The following is an 18,245-nucleotide window of genomic DNA, read 5'->3' on the forward strand; positions in this document are numbered from 1 at the left end:
TGCAGATCGGCGCCCCGTTCGATGCTCCCGGGGTGTCTACCAGGCGAGGTGGAGATGGGCTTCCTGACGCTGGCGTCGCTGAGCAAGGTCTATGGCGATCACGCCGCGGTGCGCGATGTCGACCTCAGCGTCGCCAAGGGCGAGTTCGTTTCGCTGCTCGGTCCGTCCGGCTGCGGCAAGACCACGACGCTTCAGATGATCGCCGGCCTCGTCGAACCGACAGGCGGAAAGATCGCTCTCGACGGGCGCGACATCACCCGTGAGAAGCCGAACACGCGCGGTCTCGGCATCGTCTTCCAGAGCTATGCACTGTTTCCGCACATGACCGTGGCGCAGAACGTCGCCTTCGGCCTGGAGATGCGCAAGGTCGCCCGCGCCGAGCGCGACGAGCGCGTCAAGACGATGCTCGGGCTGGTGCATCTGGCCCAGCTTGCCGACCGATATCCGCGCCAGCTTTCGGGCGGCCAGCGCCAGCGCGTCGCGATCGCGCGTGCACTGGTGATCGTGCCCCCGGTGCTGCTGCTCGACGAGCCGCTTTCCAATCTCGACGCCAAGCTGCGCGAGGAAATGCAGTTCGAACTGCGCCGGATCCAGCAGAGCGTCGGCACGACGACGATCATGGTCACGCATGACCAGGCGGAAGCCTTGTCGATCAGCGATCGGGTGGTCGTGATGGAGCAGGGTCGCATGACCCAGATCGATGCGCCCTACCGGCTCTATGAGCGCCCGGCTACGGCTTTCATCTCCTCCTTCGTCGGCAAGATGAACCGGCTGGACGGCATCTGGCGAGGGCACGGCCCCGCCGGAACACCGCAGATCAACGGCGTGTCCCTGCCTTGCGAGCAGGCGAGCTTCCCGGACGGCCAGACGGTCGCGCTCTCGCTGCGTCCTGAAAAGATCCTGCTGCGGTCGCAGGGCCAGGGCCGGCTCGACGGTACCATCGTCAATCGCTTCTTCCTCGGTAGCTACTGGCTCTTCACCGTCGAGACGCCGGTTGGAGCGCTCTCTGTCTCGGTTCCCAACCATGGCGAAGAGCCGGCAGGCGAGGGCGATGCCGTTGCACTGGACTGGACGCCTGCGAGCCTGCGGGTCGAGGCCGTTACCGCTACGACCGGAGCCGCGGCATGAGTCGGGCCCGCTCGGCGCTGACGCCCTGGCTGCTGGTCTCGCCCGGCGCCCTGCTGTTCCTGGCTCTGGTCATCGTCCCGCTGGTGCTGACGGTGATTTTGTCATTCCACGTCTATGACCACGGCACGGGCATCAAGAACGAATTCACGTTCGCCCACTACCTCGCGGTGGTCACGGACGATTATTATCTCGGTATCTTCTTGCGGACGCTGCGCGTGGCTGCTCTGACGACACTGCTCTGCGCGCTGATCGGTGTGCCCGAGGCCTATATCCTGGCGCGGATGCGCGATCCCTGGCGCTCCGTCTTCCTGCTGGTGATCATCGGGCCGCTGCTCGTCTCGGTGGTGGTGCGTGCCTTTGGCTGGAGCATGCTGCTTGGCTCGACCGGACTGGTGAACCAGGCACTCCAGGCGCTTGGGCTTGGCACCGTGAAGCTGCTCTACACCGAGACGGCGATCGTGATCGCGCTTGTCCACGTCATGCTGCCCTTCATGGTCATCCCGGTCTGGACTTCGCTGCAGAAGCTCGATCCTTCCGTCGAGGCTGCCGCCTGGACGCTTGGCGCCTCGCGTTTCACCGCGCTGCGCCGGGTGGTGATGCCGCAGGTCAGCATGGGCATGCTATCTGGCAGCCTGATCGTCTTCGGGCTCTCGGCCAGCGCCTTCGCGATCCCCGGCCTGCTTGGTGGCCGCCGGCTCAAGATGGCGGCGACGCTCGTCTATGACGAGTTCATGCATGAGCTGAACTGGCCGCTCGGCGCCACGATCGCGATCATCGTGCTCGTCGCGAACCTCATCATCATGCTGGCCTATAACCGCATGGTCGAAGCCCGCGCCCGCCGGACCCTGGGATAAGCGCCATGCAGAAAAATGGTCCGATCGCGCTCGCCTTCCACACGCTCGTCGTCGCCTTCGTGCTGGCGCCGCTGCTGGTCATCTGCCTCGTCGCTTTCACGCCCGAGAACACGCTCTCGATCCCGACCACCAGCTTCTCGCTGCGCTGGTTCCGCGAGATCTTCGTGCACCCGGATTTCGTCGCCTCCTTCGTCAACAGCCTGTGGCTCGCGACACTGTCGGCAACGATCGCGATCGCACTCGCCGTGCCGGCCGGGCTCGCCATCGACCGCTACGACTTTCCCGGCCGTGATGGGCTGAACGCGCTCTTCCTGTCGCCGCTGATCATCCCGCATCTCGTCCTGGGCGTGGCCTTCCTGCGGCTCTTCGCCCTGATCGGCGCGACCGGAAGCTTCACCTGGCTGGTGGTCAGCCATGTCATCATCGTCACGCCCTATGTGCTGCGGCTGGTCCTTGCGGCGCTCTCGGGCATGGATCGCAGTGCCGAGCAGGCGGCGATGACGCTCGGCGCCTCGCACTGGACGGTATTCCGCCGCGTCACCGCGCCGATGATCCTGCCGGGCATCACCGGCGGCTGGCTGCTCGCCTTCATCAACAGCTTCGACGAGCTGACGATGTCGATCTTCGTCACCTCGCCGGCGACCGTGACCTTGCCGGTCCGTATGTACATGTACGCGACCGAATCCATCGACCCGATGATGGCGGCGGTCTCGGCGCTGATGATCGCGCTGACGGCCGGCGCGATGCTGGTGCTCGACCGCGCGTTCGGGCTCGACAAGATCCTCGTCGGACAGAAGTGAGCGCGGACCGATGCCATTGCTTCACCGCATCGCACGCAAAAGCCACCCGGTCATCGCCTTCATTCTCGACGGCGAGCCTTGCGAGGGGCGGGCCGGAGACACCGTGCTGACCGCCATCCTCAATCGCAGCGAGGTGCTGCGGGTGAGCGAGTTCTCGGCTTCGCCGCGCGCCGGCTTCTGCCAGATGGGCGCCTGCCAGGATTGCTGGGTCCGTCTCGAAGGCGGGGCACGCCTGCGCGCCTGCACCACGGCGCTCGCCGCCGGCATGCGGATCGTGACAGCCAAGGGGAGGGTGGCGTGACGGCGCGTGCGCAACCGCTGATCGTTGGCGCCGGGCCCGCCGGCGTCCGGGCCGCCGAGGCACTGGTCAAGGCTGGCCTGCGACCGCTCGTCGTCGACGAGGCGCCCGCCTGCGGCGGTCAGATCTATCGCCAGAGGCTGGTTGCCGACGAACGCAGCAGCGCGGCGCTCTATGGCTCCGAAGCGTCGAAGGCCGAGCGGCTGCACAGCGATTTCGCCGCCCTTGCCGGACGGCTCGACTACTGGCCGCAGGCGCTGCTCTGGAACCTGCGGGACGGCCAGGCCGATATCGCAGTGGCAGGAACCAACCGGCAGATCGCCTATGATGGGTTGATCCTGGCAACCGGGGCGACCGATCGCATCCTGCCGATTCCGGGCTGGACCCTGCCGGGCGTCTTCACCCTCGGTGGTGCCCAGATCGCACTGAAGGCGCAAGGCTGCGCCATTGGCTCGCGCGTCGTCTTCCTCGGCTCCGGGCCGCTGCTCTATCTCGTCGCCTGGCAGTATCTGAAGGCTGGCGTCGACGTCGCCGCGGTGCTGGATACCGCTCCCTTCAACGCGAAGCTCAACCTGCTGCGCGGCCTTGCGCTCGAACCTGCGGTCATCTTGCGCGGCATGCGGATGACGGCCGAACTCAGGCTGCGCGGCGTCGCGCTGCATTATGGCGTGGAGGATGTCCGCGTCGAAGGGGACAGGCGCGTCGAGGCGATCCTGTGGCGCCAGGGCACGCGCTCGCGGAGGCTCTCCTGCGATGGCATCGGCTACGGCCTGGCGCTGCGCTCGGAAACCCAGCTCGCCGATCTCGCCGGTTGCCGCTTCGGGTTCGACGAGCGTGACCGTGCCTGGCTCCCTGAACGCGATGCGGCCGGTCGTGGCAGCGTGCCAGGCGTCTATCTCGCGGGTGACGGGGCTGCCATTGCGGGTGCCGATGCGGCGGAACTCGCGGGCGAGCGCGCCGGGCTAGCCCTGCTCGAGGATCGCGGCTTGCCGCATGACCCGGAGCGCGCCGAGGCCATTGGGCGCGCGCTTTCCCGCATCGGCCGCTTCCGCAATGTCCTCGAAGCCGCGTTCCCGTTCCCGGCGCATTGGGCGAAGGACATTGCCGACGAGACCCCCGTCTGCCGCTGCGAAGAGATCAGCGCTGGCGAGGTTCGCCGCGCGGTCGGTCATTTCGAGATCAGCGAGCTCAATCGGCTGAAGGCCGTCAGCCGGATCGGCATGGGCCGTTGCCAGGGGCGGATCTGCGGCAGCGTGGCGGCCGAGCTTCTCGCCGGAGAGACGGGCCGGGGAATCGACGCTGTCGGCCGGCTGCGGAGCCAGGCGCCGGTCAAGCCGATCCCCCTCGCGTTGACGATGGCCGAGACCGGTGCGGAGGCCGCGGAATGAGCCGGCGTCTTGATGTCGATGTCGCCATCATTGGCGGCGGCCTGGTCGGCAGTTCGGCGGCTCTTGCGCTGCGCGGCATGGGCATGTCGGTGGCGCTGCTCGACAAGGGCTTTTGTGGCGCGCAGGCGAGCGGCGTAAACTATGGCGGTGTGCGTCGCCAGGGACGGCCGCTCGAGCAGTTGCCGCTGTCTCAGCGCGCGCATGCCATCTGGCCGCGGCTGCAGGCGTTGATCGGCATCGATGGCGAGTTCCTGCGCTCCGGCCACCTCAAGCTCGCGCGCGACGAGGCCGACATGGCTGCACTTGAAGCCTATGCCGAGACAGTTGCCGGACAGGGGCTCGGCCTCGAGCTGATTGGCCATAACGGCCTGCGCGAGCGCTTCGGCTGGGTCGGCGGCGACGTGTTCGGCGCCTCCTTCTGCGCCGGCGACGGCCATGCCAATCCGCGACTGGTCTCGACCGGCTTTGCCAGCGCAGCGCGCCGTGTCGGTGTCCATGTGCTGGAGAACACGCCGGTGAAGGGCGTAACGCGCAACGGTGCGGGCTTCGCGCTGGAAGCGGGCGATGATCTCTCGCTGAGCGCGCGTTTCGTCATCAACAGCGCGGGCGCCTGGGCTGACAGCTTCGCTGCGGCATTTGGCGAGCCTGTGCCGCTTGCGCGCATCTATCCCTCGATGGTGGTGACCGAGCCGCTCGAGGCGATCATGACCGCCAATATCGGCATGGAGGGCGGCGGCATCTATGCCCGGCAGGTCGAGCGCGGCAATTGCGTCGTCGGCGGCGAACGCGCCTTGCCCCTGGACGATCCCGATTTCTCGCGCCCACGCGGCGAGGGCGCGCTTGCCATCATGAACCGCGCGGCCGAACTCTTCCCGGGCCTGCGCCACGCCCATGCCATCCGCTTCTGGAGCGGCACCGAGGGAGCGATACCCGATCGCAACCCGGTGATCGGGCCGAGCCTGACGACACCCGGCCTGATCCACGCCTTCGGCTTCACCGGGGCCGGCTTTCAGATCGCTCCCGGCGTCGGCGAGGTCCTCGCCGAACTTGTCCGCGACGGGCGCAGCACGACGCCCATCGACGCGTTCACGATCGGACGCTTCGCGCCCGTTCCGATTTCGACCCGCACAGACCGAGGCTCGGGTGCGGGAGAAGCATCAGAGCCACCACACACAAGGGAGACACGTTCATGATCAACCGCCGTACCGCTCTGGCGAGCACTGTCGCCGCATTTGCCGTCGTCGCCTCCGGCGCCGCCATGGCGCAGTCCAAGACGCTCTATGTCGGCATGAATGGCGGCAATTTCGAGCGCACCTTCACGCAGGCTGTCTTCCCCGAGTTCGAGAAGGCCAATGACGTCAAGATCGTCGTCGTGCCGGGCACTTCCTCGGACATCCTGGCCAAGGCGACTGCGGCCAAGGACAAGCCGCAGATGCATGTGATGTTCCTCGATGACGGCGTCATGGTGCGCGCGATCGGCGCCGGCCTCTGCGAAAAGCTGAAGCCCGGTCCGGAGCTGGCCGAGCTTGCTCAGGGCACCCGGATGAAGGACGACATGGCAGTCGGTATCGACCTCGGCATGACCGGGCTCGCCTATAACAAGAAGATGTTCGACGAGAAGGGCTGGGCTGCGCCGACTTCGTGGATGGATCTCGCCGACCCGAAGTTCAAGGGCAAGGTCGTGTTCCAGTCGGCCTCGGCGTCGTCCTTCGGTCTGCACGCCTTCCTGATGTTCAACCGTATCCAGGGCGGCAACGAGACCAATGTCGAGCCGGGCTTCAGCAAGTTCCGCGACCTGATCGGCAAGAACGTGCTCGAGTTCATCCCGAGCTCGGCCAAGATCTCGGAAATGGTCCAGACCGGCGAAGCAGCGATCTTCCCGCTGACGCCGACGGCGGTCGCGACCTTGAAGGAAAAGGGCATTGCGGCGGAATATGCCCAGCCGAAGGAAGGGTCCGTCGTGCTGATGGTGGCGCAATGCGTCATCGCCAATAACTCGGAGCCGGAGCTGGCACAGAAGCTGGCGGCCTATCTGCTTTCGGCCGATGCGCAGAGCAAGGCGCTGGCTGCCGGCAATGTCGTGCCTTCCAACACCAAGGCAAAGGCCACGACGCCGGAGGCCGAGGAGAAGCTCAAGGCCTTCCACGCCAACATGAAGACCGCAGTGACGCTGGACTGGGATGCGATCAACGCCAAGCGCCCGGAATGGAACAGCCGCTGGAACAAGATGATCGAACGCTGAGCCTGAGGCCCGGCTTCCACGGCGCGCGGTCGGTTCGACCGTGCGCCGTTCTCGTTTCAGGACTTGCCGATCAGGACTTGCCGCCCCGCTCGTCGACGAGCCCGCGCAGGGCTTCGATATGAAGATTGCCCGCCTTCAGTGCCTTGCTCTCGACAGCGCGGTAATGCGCCACGACCTCGCGTCCGAGCGGCGTCAGATGCGCTCCACCGCCCTTGCTGCCGCCGGGCTGGGCTTCCACAAGCGGTTGCCGGAACATCCTGTTGAGTTCGTCGACCAATAGCCAGGCTCGCCTGTAGGACATGGTCATCGCCCGTCCCGCTGCAGAAATCGAGCCCGTCTGCTCGACAGCTTCGAGCAACTCGACCTTGCCCGGGCCGAGTCGGCCGCCGGGCGAGAAGTCGAGCCTGAGGCTGAGTTCGACGGCGGGGGGCGGCGGCGTTTCGGGCATTCAGGCGTCCTTGTTGCGCAACCAGTCTAGCCGGCTTCGGTCAGGCCCGCATCGTCGTTTCCCGCCGCATAGCCATATATGCCGAACTACAGCGCAATGGCACCGCCAGTCTCCATTGCATGCGGCAGGACATCGTCAGGGCGCATCGACCGAGACGCTTTTGATGACCGCATAGATCGGGCTGCCCGGTTTCAGCCCAAGCTGAGACACCGATTTCGTGGTCAGCCGGGCAACGAGCATGGCGCCATTGCAATCGATGCGCAGGTCGACGGCGGCTCCCTCCGTTCCGCGCCCCATGCCGACCTCGGCAATGGTACCCGGCAGCACATTGAGTGCACTGATGCCTTCCAGCGGGTTGAGGCTGAGGAGAACGTCGCTGGCGAGGATGCGGACGCGCAGCCGCGCTCCCGCGCGCAGACCGGGACGCGCGACAAAGAGCCGGCCTGCCTGGGTCGACAGCGTCGCCAGGTGATGGACAGGGTCAAGACCCGTGACTTCGGCGTCGAGGACGGCGCTCGCTTCCGGCGCCCCGGGCAGCATCGCGACATCGAGCCGCGACATCACCTCGGCCGTCGGGCCCGACGCCTTGACCGCGCCCTGGTCGACGATGACCAGATTCGTCGCAAGGCGTGCGACCTCGGCCGCCGAATGCGAGACATAGACGATCGGCAGGCCCATCTCGTCGCGCAATCGCTCGATATAGGGCAGAATCTCGGCCTTGCGTGCTTCGTCAAGCGAAGCGAGCGGCTCGTCCATCAAGAGCAGGCGCGGCCTTGCCAGCAGGGCTCGGCCGATCGCCACGCGCTGCTTCTCGCCGCCGGAGAGCCCCGCGGGGCGGCGCTCCAGCAAATGGCCGATGCCGAGCAGTTCGAGTACGCTTGCAATCTCGGTGCCGTCATGGCCGTGGTGCCGGGCGAACCAGCGTCCGAAGAGCAGGTTCTGGCGGACGGTGAGATGCGGGAACAGCCGCGCTTCCTGGAAGACATAGCCGATCCGGCGGCGATGTTTGGGGACGAAGATGCCGCGGTCGGTATCGACCAGGGTTTCGCCGGCGACGACGATCCGGCCACGTGTCGGGCGGATCAGGCCGCCGATGACATTGACCAGCGAGGTCTTGCCCGAGCCGGAGCGCCCGAAGAGAGCCGTCAGACCGCCATCCGCAGTGAAGCGGGCGTCGAGCAGGAAGTTCCCGAGCCGATGCTCAACCGCGACATCGAGAGCCGGTGTCATTCGATCGCGATCCGGCGCCCGACAAACCGCGCCATCGCCTCGGAGGCAAACAGTGCGATGACGGATATGGCAATCGAGATCAGCGTCAGCCGCATGGCTCCGGCCTCGCCTCCCGGCACCTGGGTGAAGGTGTAGATCGCCGAGGGCAGAGTCTGGGTCTCGCCGGGGATGTTCGAGACGAAGGTGATGGTTGCGCCGAACTCGCCCATCGCCTTGGCGAAGCTCAGGATCATGCCAACGACGATGCCGGGCAGGCACAGCGGCAGGGTCACGGCGAGGAAGACCCAGAGCGGACTGGCGCCAAGGGTGCCGGCGGCATCCTCCAACTTGCGATCGACGGCCTCGATCGAGAGCCGGATCGCCCGCACCATAAGCGGAAAGCCCATCACCCCGGCGGCAAGCGCGGCACCGGTCCAGCGGAAGGACAGGACGATGCCGAACCAGTCATAGAGGAACTGCCCGATCGGGCCGCGCCGTCCGAAGCCGATCAGCAGCAGGTAGCCGGTCACGACAGGCGGCATGATCAGCGGCAGATGCACGAGGGCGTCCAGGAGCGACTTGCCCCAGAAACGGCCTCGCGCCAGCAGGAACGCGATCGCGATGCCGATCGGCAGGCTCGCGATCGTGGCCGTCGTTGCGACAAGCAGGCTGAGCCTGACCGCCGTCCACTCCTCAGGGGACAGCCAGTCGCTCACGAAGAGCTGGCAGCCTTGTTCAGCACCGTGAAGCCCTGCTTCTCGAAGGCGCCCTTTGCCGCGGGACCGCGCAGATAGGTCAGGAAGGCCTGGGCGTCAGCATTGGCCGAGTCCTTGGTCACCGCGACCGGATAGATGATCGGCGGGTGCGAGTCCTCGGGGAAAGTGGCGACAACCTTGACCTGCGGGTCCGCGGCGGCATCGGTGGTGTAGACGATGCCGAGCGGCGCCTCGCCGCGCGAGACCAGCAGCAGGGCGGCACGAACGTTGTCGGCCTGTGCCACCTTGTCCTTGATCTTGTCCCAGCCGCCGAGCTTCTCGAGCGCAGCCTTGCCGTATTTGCCGGCGGGCACGGAATCGACATTGCCCATGGCGAGCCGGCCGGAGCCGAGCACGGTGGCCAGATCGACGCCTGGCTTCAGTTCGACCTTGGCAGCCGAATCCTTGGCGGCGATGAGCGCGATCCGGTTGGCCAGCAGACTGACGCGGGTGTCAGACTTGATCAGGTTCTTCGAGGCCGCGTAATCCATCCAGTCGAGATCCGCCGACATGAAGATATCGGCTGGTGCGCCCTGTTCGATCTGCTTGGCCAGCGCGTTGCTCGCCGCGTAGGAGATCTTTGGCGCCGGCTTGCCGCTTTCCTTGACCCAGCTGGCCGCGGCCTCGTCGAGCGCATTCTTGAGGCTCGCAGCCGCGAAAATGACGAGCTCCTTGCTCTGTGCCTGGGCCTTGCCAGAGACAGTGGCCATTCCGAAAAGGAAGGCTGCGGCAAGGCCGAGTACGTGGCGGCGGGTTGTCATGGTCGCGTTCCCTCGAAATCGCAATCGCTGTGCATCGTGGAATATAGCGATCGTTGCGTGGCGTCGAGAGCCGTGTCAATCACCATGAGTGAGGGGATGGCCCTCCGGACATGCTGAGGAGAAAGCTCGTGAAGATCAGCGCCCGCAATCAGCTCAAGGGAAAGATCGTCGAGATCACGAAGGGCGCGACGACCGCCCATGTCCGCATCGACATCGGCGGAGCGATCGTGACCTCGGCCATCACCAACGCAGCGGTCGACGAGCTCAAGCTCACGGTCGGGCAGCAGGCCTACGCCGTGGTGAAGGCCTCCGACGTGATGGTCGCGATCGACTGACGGCGATGGTGCGCGAGAACGAGATCCGCGACCACGAGGTTGCGGTCGCGCCGCCCGTGGCGAGCGATGCCGGACTGGTCTTCATTGGCAGAATCCGGACGCCGTGGAGTTCTCGGTTGACCTGCCCGCGCCAGGGGCGGATCGATGGGCCGCTCTGTCGGATCGAGCTGTTCGAGCCCTGGGATGCGGCGCTTGCCGGGATCGAGCGCTTCGAGCGCCTGGAGGTGCTGTACTGGCTGCACCGGTCCCGACGCGACCTCGTGCTTCAGAGTCCTGCAAGTGACGGGCAGACCCACGGCACTTTCGCGCTTCGCTCCCCCGTCAGGCCCAATCCGATCGGCACCTCGATCGTCACGCTGGCCGCCCGGGAGGGGCCGGTGCTGCTGGTCCGTGGGCTCGATTGTCTCGACGGGACGCCGCTGCTCGACCTCAAGCCCGACCGCACGCTGTTCACGGCGATCGCGCCCGCTCAGCCGGGCGATTTCGAGGTCGGCGGTTAGTCTCGGGAGCCGCCGCCCGGTGGGTGCTTGTGGATCGGGTCGATCCAATAGACCTCTTCAGGCGCCTCGACCGGGTCGACATCGGTGATGTTGACCACTACGGCCTCGTTGTCGGAACGCACCAGCACGCATTCGAGAGGCTCGTCCGGATTGGCGTTGATCTCCTGGTGCGGCACGAAGGGCGGCACGTAGATGAAGTCGCCCGGCCCGGCCTCCGCGACGAATTCGAGCCTCTCCCCCCAACGCATGCGGGCCTTGCCGCGCACGACATAGATCACGCTTTCCAGCTCGCCATGATGATGCACACCGGTCTTGGCATTGGGCTGGATCGAGACCGTGCCGGCCCAGATCTTTTGCGCACCGACCCGGGCGTGGTTGATCGCAGCCTGCCGGAACATGCCAGGCGTCTGGGCGGTGTTGGGATCGAGCTTGTCGCCGGTGATGACGCGCACGCCGTCATGTTTCCAGCGTGGCTCGTCATGGTCGTGCGAATGCGGGTGATCGTGCTCGGCCATCGCAGGCTCCTTCCATCCGGGAAGGCTAGTCCGATGGGCGCTGCTGGCAAGCCTCAATACCGGATCACGCCAAAACGCCTGAAGGCGTCGTGGATGCGGTCGGCATAGGCGTTGAAGCTCGGGTAGTCGCCGAGATGGGCGGGGCGTAGCCGCGGCAGCTCGATCGCGATTTCGTCGACGATGCGCCCGGGTGTCGGCGACATCACCAGCACGCGGTCGGAAAGGCCGATCGCCTCGTCGATGCTGTGGGTGATGAACACGACCGTCTTGCCGGTCTCCAGCCAGAGCATTTCGAGATCGTGCCGGATCTGCGTGCGGGTGATGGCGTCGAGGGCGCCGAAGGGCTCGTCCATCATCAGCACCGACGGATTGTGGATCAGGGCCCGGGCGAGCGAGACGCGCTGGCGCATGCCGCCCGAGAGCTGCTTCGGATAGCGATCGACCGCATGCGAGATGCCGAGCTTGGCGAAGAGATCGAGCGCACGGGCGCGTGCCGGCGCCAAGGGCAGGCCACGGATCTCGGCCTGGAGCATGACGTTCTCCAGAGCGGTCCGGAACTCCAGCAGCAGATGGTCCTGGAAGACGATGCCGATATCGGTGAGCGGTTCGGTCAGTGTCCGGCCGTCGACCAGCAATTCGCCGGCGCTGACCGGCATCAGCCCGGCCGCCATGAGCATGAAGGTGCTCTTGCCACAGCCGGAAGGGCCGATCAGGCTGACGAATTCGCCGCTCCGGATATCGAGGGTGAGACCGTCGACGGCGGTGAAGCTGCCGAAGGTCTTGATGACGCCGCGTCCCTGGATGGAGGCGGCGCCGGAGCTCGGGGCTTTAGTCGCGAGGCTCATGGAATCCTCAGGAACAGGCTGGTGCCGAGGCGGGCAGCAGCTCGGTCGAGTAATAGTCTGTGATCGGCTTGTCCTTGGGCAGACCGAGATATTGCGTCAGCAGGTCGAAGCTGACGGTCCAGTTCTTTTCCGGAACCTTGCCGAGTGACGTCGCGCCCGGTGCGCAGAGCAGCTTGTTGACGACGTCGAACTGCGCCAGCACCTGGGCCTTCTTCACCGAAGGAAATTGCGCCACCACTGCATCGGCCGCAGCGTCGGGGTTCTTGCGGGCGGCGTCCCAGCCCTGGAGGCTCGCCTCGACGAATTTCTTGAACAGATCGGCATCGGCCTTGATCCGGTCGTCGCGGGCGATCATCGAGAGGCCGACGGTCGGCACGCCGACATCGCGATAGAAGATGTCGCGCACCTTGAAGCCGCGCTCGCGAATCTGGATCGAATGGAAATCGGCACCGCCGAGGATGGCGTCGACCTTCTTTTCCAGCAGCGCGCCGACAAAGGCGCCGGGATCGATATTGATGATGTCGAGCTTGGTCTTGTCGATCTGGTTGCTGGCCAGGATCGCATCGAGCAGCGTCGTCTGGGCCGTGCCGGGCTGGACCGCGACCTTCTTGCCGATCAGGTCCTTGGGGGAGGCGATGTGGCTCTCTTCGAGCGAGATTATGGCAAAGCCGTTGGTCTGCAGAACCGGGGCGATGATCTTCACCGGCGCGCCCTTAGTGCGCAGCTGCATCGCGGCAGGCGCGTCGGCGAAGCCGATATCGGTCTGGCCGGTCGCGACCATCTGCGCAGTGGTGCCTGAGCCTTTGCCTTCCTCGATGGTCAGGTTGATGCCGGCCTTCTCGTAGAGACCGAGTTGCTTGGCCATCATGAAGCCGGCATTGGGCGCTGCGGCGAGGAAGTTCAGCGTGATCTTCATCGGCTTGCCGGCGCCCTGAGCGAAGGCGGTCGTGGCGCTGAGCGCGATCAGTGTTGCTGCGGCGATGAGACTGCGGCGGTTCATGTTGGTTCCTCCCATGATCATTGTCCGGTGCCCCGGTTCGAGCCGGGTATTTCTTGGTCTTGGATAGGTCAGCCCTTTCGCTGCCAGGGCATCAGCAGCACTTCGAGCCCGTCGACGAGATAGCTGAAGACGATGCCGACGAGGCTGAGCGCAACGAGGCAGGCGAAGATCAGCGGCATGTCGAGGAAGCTGGTGCCGCGCAGCAGCAGATACCCGAGGCCGGCATTGGCGCCGACGAACTCGCCGACGATGGCGCCGGTGGCAGCGAAGACGGCGGAGACCTTCAGGCCGGAGAAGATATAGGTCAGCGCTGCCGGCACCCGGACATAGCGGAAGGTCTGCCAGGCTGAGGCGCCCATCGAGCGCGTCAGGTAGAGCACCCGCTCGTCCAGCGCCCTGAAGCCGGTCATGCTGGCGACCAGTGTTGGGAAGAAGCAGAGCAGGAAGGTCAGCAGCACCTTCGGGAACAAGCCGAAGCCGAACCAGACCACGAAGAGCGGGGCGATCGCGATCTTGGGCACAAGCTGGAAGAAGACGATGACCGGGTAGATCGCCTTCTCCAGGATCTTCACGGAGACGATGATGTAGCCGAGCGGGATCGAGATCACCGCCGCCATCAGGAAGCCGAGCACGATCTCATTGGCGGTCACCAGCGTGTGCTGGGCGATCAGGGCCCGGTCGATCCAGAGCCGCTCGAAGAAGGCGCTCGGCACGGGCAGGATGTATTCCGGGATGCCGGCCATCGGCACGAACCACTGCCAGGCGAGCAGCAGCACGGCAAAGCTGGCAAGAGGCCAGGCAATCGCGGAGACCCAGGCGTGGGCAGGGCCGGTGGCCGGAACAGGTGTCGCGGAGGATGCCGCGGCAGGCGCGATGGCACCATCGTTGCTCATGCCTGGATTCCTGTCTGGAGGAGAGGGCTCGGCCGGCCATTCAGCGAAGGGCTCTGCAGCGATGAACTCTGGCGACGGCGCAACGGCCAGATCTCGGCCATCTCGACTGCGGCCCTGTGCAGAGCGTCGGCAATCGAGCCATGGCGCGCGACCTGCATCCGGGCCGCAGGGCCGGCGACGCTCAATGTGCCGGCGATCGGCGCCTCGGCTCCAGGCGCGGAGCGAAAGGTCGTCGCCATCGCCACAGTGCCGATCTCGCCTTCCTCCACGGCGAGTGCAAAGCCGCGCTGCCGCGTCTCGGCGAGATGGCTGCGCAAGGCCTCGACGCCGGTGACGGCATTGGGACCCGTGCGCCCCTCCGCCTGAAAGCCGCGCGCGCAAACGATGCGAAGCGCCTGGTCTTCGGGCAGGGAGGCGAGCCAGGCCTTGCCGGTCGCCGTGGCATGCAGGACGATTTCCGAGCCCATTGGCGGCTCGTAGCGCAGGCCGGCGGTCGCGCCCTGCGACCGCGCGATCCAGACCAGATTCTCCCCCTCGACCACGGCCAGGCGACAATATTCGCCCGTCGCCTGGGCGAGCCGGTCGAGCACGATCTGACCGGCATCGGGCAGATGACGCAGGTCGAGATTGCGGAAGGCGAGGAGCGAGAGCTTCAGGGTCAGCGCATAGGCGCCGCTAGCGGGATCCTGCGCGACAAAGCCGCGCTCGGCGAAGGTGGTCAGCAGGCGGTGGGTCGCACTGGCAGGCAGGTCGAGCCGCTCGGCGAGGGCGCCGAGATCGATGCCGGCGGGTTCGCCCGACAGCATTTCCAGCATCTTCAGCGCGCGGTCCACCGCTGCGATCGTCACCGTTCCACCCTCATATCTTCTTTTTGGAATAGCATTCCATTTCGGAATTTGATTTCGTATATGAGCGAGGACAGGCCGAGTCAACGGCCCTGCGATGGCTGGAGAGGGGAGCGACCATGAGTTTGGCAGGCGAGGGGGCGGTCGCAATCTGGCACGACATCGCGCCGGAAGGACGCGAGGTCTTCTATGCCTGGCATGGTCAGGAGCACATGCCGGAACGGGTCGGCATTCCTGGATTCCTGCGCGGCCGGCGCTATGTCGCCATTGAGGCCGATCTCGAATTCTTCAATCTCTACGAGGCGCTGAGCGTCGAGGTTCTGAAGGGACAGGATTACACGGCACGCGTGAACGCGCCGACACCCTGGACCCTTGCCGCGGTCAAGCATTTCCGCTCGGTCGCCCGCTCGATCTGCCGGGTGGCGCATAGCGCCGGGCCGGCGCAGGGTGGGCTGATCGCGACGCTGCGCTATGATGTGCCGGACGTGCAGGCGGCGGAACACAAGGCTGCCTTGCTTCGGCAGCTGGTTCCCGATCTGCTGGGGCGACCGGGCGTCGCCGGCGTGCATGTGCTCACCGCCGATGCCGAGGCGAGCGGCGTCGCCACGGCCGAGCAGAAGGCGCGTGGCGTCGCCAATGCCGTCCCACGCTGGGTGTTGCTGCTCGAAGGCTGGGGAGACGAGGCGGAATTCGTGAGCTTGGCCAAGGTGGAGCTCGCGGCTGAGAAACTCACGGCGCTTGGCGGCGAGGGGCCATTCGATCTAGGGCTCTATCGTCACCAGATCACCCGAACCAAGACTGCCTGGAGTGCGGGCTAATGACTGCGACCTACGAATTCGGCGGGCGCCGCGCGATCATCACCGGTGGGGCTGGCGGGCTCGGGCGTGGCATGGCCAAGGCGCTGATGGATGCCGGCGCCGAAGTCGAGCTCTGGGACATGAGCGCGTCGGCGCTGGCGCAGGCGCGGTCGGAACTCGGCCCGGCCATCAGCGTCCGGGAGGTCGACATCACGAATGTGGCGGCGGTCGAACATGCCGCCGATACCGTCTTTACCGGTGGCCGGGTCGATATCCTCGTCAACAATGCCGGTGTGCTCGGCGAGGTCAAACCGGTCTGGGAAACCTCGCCGGAGAATTTTCAGCGCGTGCTGCAGGTGAACCTGTTCGGAGCCTATCTCGTGACGCGTGCGGTCGTCGGGCGCATGCGGGCACAAGCAGCGCGCCACACCGCACAGAACCCGCACCCGTTGCGCGGCCATGTCGTCAACATTGCTTCGATCCAGGGCAAGGAAGGCATGGCGATGGCGGCTGCCTACAGCGCCTCCAAGGCAGGATTGATCGCGCTGACTAAGAGCGTCGCCAAGGAAACCGCACGCGACGGCATTATCGTGACGGCGATCACGCCGGCCGCTGCCGAAACCGCGATGGCCAAGGAAATCTCGGCCGAGCGCCGCGCAGACATCCTTGGCCGTATCCCGATGGGCCGCTTCGTCGAGATCGAGGAGGTGGCCAGAATGGTGCTCTGGCTCTCCTCCGACGAGTGCTCCTTCTCGACCGGGGGCATTTTCGATCTGTCAGGCGGCAGAGCGACTTACTGAGTCAAACTCCAGCGCTTTCTTAGATCGTCGGATCGGATCTGGTGTCCGGTCCGACGACCCAGCCTTCTGCGTTTGGATCGGCTTTCCCGAAAGCCGCAATCCAGTTTTCGAGCCGGTGCTTTAGCTCTTCCTGGCCGGCCCCGTTGCGATCGCCCGGTCGCTCGCGCCCCATTCGGCCCAGGAGCCGTCATAGATGGCGCGCGCCGGTTTGCCGATGGTCTCGAGCGCGGTCGAGAGGATCGCGGCCGAGACGCCCGAGCCGCAACTGGTGATCATCGGCTTGTCCAGATCGACGCCAGCCTCGGTGAAGGCGGCAGCGATCGCCTCCGGCGAACGGAGCCTGCCATCGGCGATGATTGCCGGGAAGGGCAGGTTGAGCGAACCCGGCATATGGCCCGAGCGCACGCCGGCGCGCGGCTCCGGCGCCTCGCCGCGGAAGCGGTCGGCCGGACGGGCGTCGACGACCTGGATCGCAGCGCCATTCAGCGCACGCTCGACATCGCCGGCATCGGCCACGGCGGAGTGGTCGAGACGGGCGGTGAAGGTGCGGGCGGCGCGGGTACGGGGCGGGCCTTCCTCGATCGGGCGACCTTCGGCCTGCCATTTCGGGAAGCCGCCTTCGAGGATGACGACGTCCTTCGCCCCGAAGGTCTTGAAGGTCCAGCGGACGCGCGCGGCCGAGAACAGGCCGAGCCCGTCATAGACCACAATGCGCATGCCGTCGCCGATTCCCATGGCGCCGACAGCGGCCGCGAAGGCATCCGGCCGCGGCAGCATGTGCGGCAGATCGGACTTGGCGTCCTTCACCGTATCGATGTCGAAGCGCACCGCACCAGGAATGCGCCGTGCCGCGTATTCGGCGGCGGGATCGCGGGCATGCACGGGGAGATACCAGGAGCCGTCGACCACCACGATATCGGGCGCGTTCAGGCGCTCGGCGAGCCATTCGGTGGAGACGAAAACATCGTTGCTGGCCATGGTCGGCGTTTCCTGCTGATGAGGCGAAGTCTGGCGGGCTCAGGCAAGCGCGATGCGCACGCGCCTGTTCTGCTTGCCCTTCTTCTCGATATCGGTGATCGCAACAACACCGATCTCGGAGGTGTTGCGGACATGGGTTCCGCCGCAGGGCTGGAGATCGATGCCTTCGATCGAAACCAGCCGGACGCGACCGGACCCGCGCGGTGGCTTCACCGACATGGTCTTGACCAGGCCGGGATTGGCGTCGAGCTCCTCGTCGGTAATCCAGCGCTCGCTGACGGCGGCATTGCGGGCGATCAGCGCGTTCAGCTTCTCGCCGATCTCCGCCTTGTCGAGCCCGCCTTCCGGAATGTCGAAATCGAGACGGCCGTCGCCATCGCCGATCGAGCCGCCGGTGACGGGGAAGGGCAGCACGACGCTGAGCAGGTGCAGGGCCGTGTGGATTCGCATGCGCTTCAGGCGGCGCTCCCAGTCGAGCAACAGGGTGACAGTGTCGCCGGGCTGAGGTGCGGCCTGGCCCTCGAGCGGCACATGGATGACGCGGCTCTTGTCCTCGGGGTCGTATATCGTGGTGCCGATGGCGATCTCGCTGCCGTCGGCGAGGCGGATCCGCCCGGCATCGCCCGGCTGGCCGCCGCCGGTGGCGTAAAACACCGTGCGATCGAGAACGATGCCGCCGCGCTCGTTCAGCGCCTCTACCTTGGCCGGGGTCTCGGCGAGGTAGGAGTCCTGGCGGAAGAGCAATTCTGTCGGCATCGGTCGTGGTCCTGATTCATCTGCGGCTGGCGCTGCGGCCGGCAGACTGCACCGATTGCGTGGCGTGCGCCACATGCCATGACGCCGTGTGGGGATTG

General features: G+C 66.2%; 22 protein-coding genes. 11 read left to right on the top strand and 11 right to left on the bottom strand.

Features of this window, described 5'->3' with window-relative positions; all coding sequences use genetic code 11:
- The first annotated feature begins 54 nt into the window (after positions 1-54).
- The 7 genes from AC1DW9_RS11665 to AC1DW9_RS11695 are packed head-to-tail and all read left to right on the top strand — an operon-like array spanning position 55 to position 6,710.
- Positions 55-1,128, top strand: a complete 1,074-nt coding sequence (locus AC1DW9_RS11665) for an ABC transporter ATP-binding protein (protein ID WP_441489862.1) — start codon at positions 55-57, stop codon at positions 1,126-1,128.
- Entirely contained in the window at positions 1,125-1,982 is an 858-nt protein-coding gene (locus AC1DW9_RS11670) for an ABC transporter permease (RefSeq protein WP_069880418.1), read from the top strand. Before AC1DW9_RS11665 ends, AC1DW9_RS11670 begins: the two co-directional genes overlap by 4 nt.
- A 5-nt stretch (positions 1,983-1,987) precedes the next feature.
- Complete coding sequence (locus AC1DW9_RS11675) at positions 1,988-2,782, top strand: ABC transporter permease (RefSeq protein ID WP_113519132.1); 795 nt, start codon at positions 1,988-1,990, stop codon at positions 2,780-2,782.
- Between the two features lie 10 nt (positions 2,783-2,792).
- The gene (locus tag AC1DW9_RS11680) at positions 2,793-3,083 is read left to right on the top strand and encodes a (2Fe-2S)-binding protein (RefSeq protein WP_441505847.1); all 291 of its coding nucleotides are present in this window, start codon (positions 2,793-2,795) and stop codon (positions 3,081-3,083) included.
- Positions 3,080-4,468, top strand: a complete 1,389-nt coding sequence (locus AC1DW9_RS11685; protein WP_441505846.1) for an FAD/NAD(P)-dependent oxidoreductase — start codon at positions 3,080-3,082, stop codon at positions 4,466-4,468. Before AC1DW9_RS11680 ends, AC1DW9_RS11685 begins: the two co-directional genes overlap by 4 nt.
- Entirely contained in the window at positions 4,465-5,661 is a 1,197-nt protein-coding gene (locus AC1DW9_RS11690; protein ID WP_441505845.1) for an NAD(P)/FAD-dependent oxidoreductase, read from the top strand. The genes AC1DW9_RS11685 and AC1DW9_RS11690 overlap by 4 nt, the downstream gene beginning before the upstream one ends.
- A complete protein-coding gene (locus AC1DW9_RS11695; RefSeq protein WP_069880423.1) occupies positions 5,658-6,710 on the top strand; it encodes a polyamine ABC transporter substrate-binding protein in 1,053 nt (350 codons plus the stop codon). Before AC1DW9_RS11690 ends, AC1DW9_RS11695 begins: the two co-directional genes overlap by 4 nt.
- A 70-nt stretch (positions 6,711-6,780) precedes the next feature.
- On the opposite strand, the gene AC1DW9_RS11700 is transcribed toward AC1DW9_RS11695, so the two are convergent.
- The 4 genes from AC1DW9_RS11700 to modA all read right to left on the bottom strand — a co-directional run bounded on the left by AC1DW9_RS11700 (position 6,781) and on the right by modA (position 9,883).
- Complete coding sequence (locus AC1DW9_RS11700) at positions 6,781-7,158, bottom strand: winged helix-turn-helix domain-containing protein (protein ID WP_441489866.1); 378 nt, start codon at positions 7,156-7,158, stop codon at positions 6,781-6,783.
- Between the two features lie 135 nt (positions 7,159-7,293).
- The gene (gene modC / locus AC1DW9_RS11705; protein WP_441489867.1) at positions 7,294-8,388 is read right to left on the bottom strand and encodes a molybdenum ABC transporter ATP-binding protein; all 1,095 of its coding nucleotides are present in this window, start codon (positions 8,386-8,388) and stop codon (positions 7,294-7,296) included.
- Positions 8,385-9,083: a molybdate ABC transporter permease subunit gene (modB, locus tag AC1DW9_RS11710; protein WP_441489868.1), complete on the bottom strand. Its 699-nt coding sequence runs from the start codon at positions 9,081-9,083 to the stop codon at positions 8,385-8,387. Before modB ends, modC begins: the two co-directional genes overlap by 4 nt.
- Positions 9,080-9,883: a molybdate ABC transporter substrate-binding protein gene (gene modA, locus AC1DW9_RS11715; RefSeq protein WP_441489869.1), complete on the bottom strand. Its 804-nt coding sequence runs from the start codon at positions 9,881-9,883 to the stop codon at positions 9,080-9,082. The genes modB and modA overlap by 4 nt, the downstream gene beginning before the upstream one ends.
- Positions 9,884-10,011: 128 nt before the next feature.
- Here modA and AC1DW9_RS11720 point away from each other — a divergent pair, with 128 nt between their 5' ends.
- A complete protein-coding gene (locus AC1DW9_RS11720; protein WP_441479394.1) occupies positions 10,012-10,218 on the top strand; it encodes a TOBE domain-containing protein in 207 nt (68 codons plus the stop codon).
- Positions 10,219-10,223: 5 nt separating this feature from the next.
- Positions 10,224-10,718: a tRNA (N6-threonylcarbamoyladenosine(37)-N6)-methyltransferase TrmO gene (gene tsaA / locus AC1DW9_RS11725; protein WP_441489870.1), complete on the top strand. Its 495-nt coding sequence runs from the start codon at positions 10,224-10,226 to the stop codon at positions 10,716-10,718.
- Here the strand turns inward: tsaA and AC1DW9_RS11730 are convergent.
- The 5 genes from AC1DW9_RS11730 to AC1DW9_RS11750 all read right to left on the bottom strand — a co-directional run bounded on the left by AC1DW9_RS11730 (position 10,715) and on the right by AC1DW9_RS11750 (position 14,819).
- Positions 10,715-11,233 carry a cupin domain-containing protein gene (locus AC1DW9_RS11730; RefSeq protein WP_441489871.1) on the bottom strand — a complete coding sequence of 173 codons (519 nt, stop codon included), beginning with the start codon at positions 11,231-11,233 and terminating at the stop codon, positions 10,715-10,717. The two genes, tsaA and AC1DW9_RS11730, sit on opposite strands and share 4 nt — an antisense overlap.
- Positions 11,234-11,286: 53 nt before the next feature.
- A complete protein-coding gene (locus AC1DW9_RS11735) occupies positions 11,287-12,078 on the bottom strand; it encodes an ABC transporter ATP-binding protein (RefSeq protein WP_476776338.1) in 792 nt (263 codons plus the stop codon).
- A 7-nt stretch (positions 12,079-12,085) separates the two neighbouring features.
- A complete protein-coding gene (locus AC1DW9_RS11740; protein ID WP_441505843.1) occupies positions 12,086-13,078 on the bottom strand; it encodes an ABC transporter substrate-binding protein in 993 nt (330 codons plus the stop codon).
- Between the two features lie 68 nt (positions 13,079-13,146).
- Positions 13,147-13,971 (bottom strand): ABC transporter permease, encoded by an 825-nt coding sequence (locus AC1DW9_RS11745; protein ID WP_441505842.1) that lies wholly within the window; start codon positions 13,969-13,971, stop codon positions 13,147-13,149.
- Positions 13,968-14,819, bottom strand: a complete 852-nt coding sequence (locus AC1DW9_RS11750; protein WP_441505841.1) for an IclR family transcriptional regulator — start codon at positions 14,817-14,819, stop codon at positions 13,968-13,970. Before AC1DW9_RS11750 ends, AC1DW9_RS11745 begins: the two co-directional genes overlap by 4 nt.
- Positions 14,820-14,935: 116 nt before the next feature.
- Between AC1DW9_RS11750 and AC1DW9_RS11755 the strand changes: the two genes are divergently transcribed.
- Both AC1DW9_RS11755 and AC1DW9_RS11760 read left to right on the top strand, forming a co-directional pair.
- Complete coding sequence (locus AC1DW9_RS11755) at positions 14,936-15,634, top strand: hypothetical protein (RefSeq protein ID WP_441505840.1); 699 nt, start codon at positions 14,936-14,938, stop codon at positions 15,632-15,634.
- Positions 15,634-16,413 (top strand): SDR family NAD(P)-dependent oxidoreductase, encoded by a 780-nt coding sequence (locus tag AC1DW9_RS11760; RefSeq protein WP_441505839.1) that lies wholly within the window; start codon positions 15,634-15,636, stop codon positions 16,411-16,413. Before AC1DW9_RS11755 ends, AC1DW9_RS11760 begins: the two co-directional genes overlap by 1 nt.
- 120 nt (positions 16,414-16,533) lie before the next feature.
- Here AC1DW9_RS11760 and sseA read toward each other — a convergent pair whose 3' ends face one another.
- On the bottom strand, positions 16,534-17,391 hold the full coding sequence (gene sseA, locus AC1DW9_RS11765; protein WP_441505838.1) for a 3-mercaptopyruvate sulfurtransferase: 858 nt from the start codon (positions 17,389-17,391) through the stop codon (positions 16,534-16,536).
- Between the two features lie 39 nt (positions 17,392-17,430).
- Positions 17,431-18,147: an alanyl-tRNA editing protein gene (locus AC1DW9_RS11770; RefSeq protein WP_441505837.1), complete on the bottom strand. Its 717-nt coding sequence runs from the start codon at positions 18,145-18,147 to the stop codon at positions 17,431-17,433.
- Positions 18,148-18,245: the final 98 nt, after the last annotated feature.

Source organism: Allobosea sp. P4_E12 (assembly GCF_056401655.1).

What these genes read in the sequence shown, in the direction of transcription:
- AC1DW9_RS11665 (WP_441489862.1), top strand. Translation starts at nt 55, where the DNA reads ATGGGCTTCCTGACGCTGGCGTCGCTGAGCAAGGTCTATGGCGATCAC.
- AC1DW9_RS11670 (WP_069880418.1), top strand. Translation starts at nt 1,125, where the DNA reads ATGAGTCGGGCCCGCTCGGCGCTGACGCCCTGGCTGCTGGTCTCGCCC.
- AC1DW9_RS11675 (WP_113519132.1), top strand. Translation starts at nt 1,988, where the DNA reads ATGCAGAAAAATGGTCCGATCGCGCTCGCCTTCCACACGCTCGTCGTC.
- AC1DW9_RS11680 (WP_441505847.1), top strand. Translation starts at nt 2,793, where the DNA reads ATGCCATTGCTTCACCGCATCGCACGCAAAAGCCACCCGGTCATCGCC.
- AC1DW9_RS11690 (WP_441505845.1), top strand. Translation starts at nt 4,465, where the DNA reads ATGAGCCGGCGTCTTGATGTCGATGTCGCCATCATTGGCGGCGGCCTG.
- AC1DW9_RS11695 (WP_069880423.1), top strand. Translation starts at nt 5,658, where the DNA reads ATGATCAACCGCCGTACCGCTCTGGCGAGCACTGTCGCCGCATTTGCC.
- AC1DW9_RS11700 (WP_441489866.1), bottom strand. Translation starts at nt 7,158, where the DNA reads ATGCCCGAAACGCCGCCGCCCCCCGCCGTCGAACTCAGCCTCAGGCTC.
- modC (WP_441489867.1), bottom strand. Translation starts at nt 8,388, where the DNA reads ATGACACCGGCTCTCGATGTCGCGGTTGAGCATCGGCTCGGGAACTTC.
- modA (WP_441489869.1), bottom strand. Translation starts at nt 9,883, where the DNA reads ATGACAACCCGCCGCCACGTACTCGGCCTTGCCGCAGCCTTCCTTTTC.
- tsaA (WP_441489870.1), top strand. Translation starts at nt 10,224, where the DNA reads ATGGTGCGCGAGAACGAGATCCGCGACCACGAGGTTGCGGTCGCGCCG.
- AC1DW9_RS11730 (WP_441489871.1), bottom strand. Translation starts at nt 11,233, where the DNA reads ATGGCCGAGCACGATCACCCGCATTCGCACGACCATGACGAGCCACGC.
- AC1DW9_RS11735 (WP_476776338.1), bottom strand. Translation starts at nt 12,078, where the DNA reads ATGAGCCTCGCGACTAAAGCCCCGAGCTCCGGCGCCGCCTCCATCCAG.
- AC1DW9_RS11740 (WP_441505843.1), bottom strand. Translation starts at nt 13,078, where the DNA reads ATGAACCGCCGCAGTCTCATCGCCGCAGCAACACTGATCGCGCTCAGC.
- AC1DW9_RS11745 (WP_441505842.1), bottom strand. Translation starts at nt 13,971, where the DNA reads ATGAGCAACGATGGTGCCATCGCGCCTGCCGCGGCATCCTCCGCGACA.
- AC1DW9_RS11755 (WP_441505840.1), top strand. Translation starts at nt 14,936, where the DNA reads ATGAGTTTGGCAGGCGAGGGGGCGGTCGCAATCTGGCACGACATCGCG.
- AC1DW9_RS11760 (WP_441505839.1), top strand. Translation starts at nt 15,634, where the DNA reads ATGACTGCGACCTACGAATTCGGCGGGCGCCGCGCGATCATCACCGGT.
- sseA (WP_441505838.1), bottom strand. Translation starts at nt 17,391, where the DNA reads ATGGCCAGCAACGATGTTTTCGTCTCCACCGAATGGCTCGCCGAGCGC.
- AC1DW9_RS11770 (WP_441505837.1), bottom strand. Translation starts at nt 18,147, where the DNA reads ATGCCGACAGAATTGCTCTTCCGCCAGGACTCCTACCTCGCCGAGACC.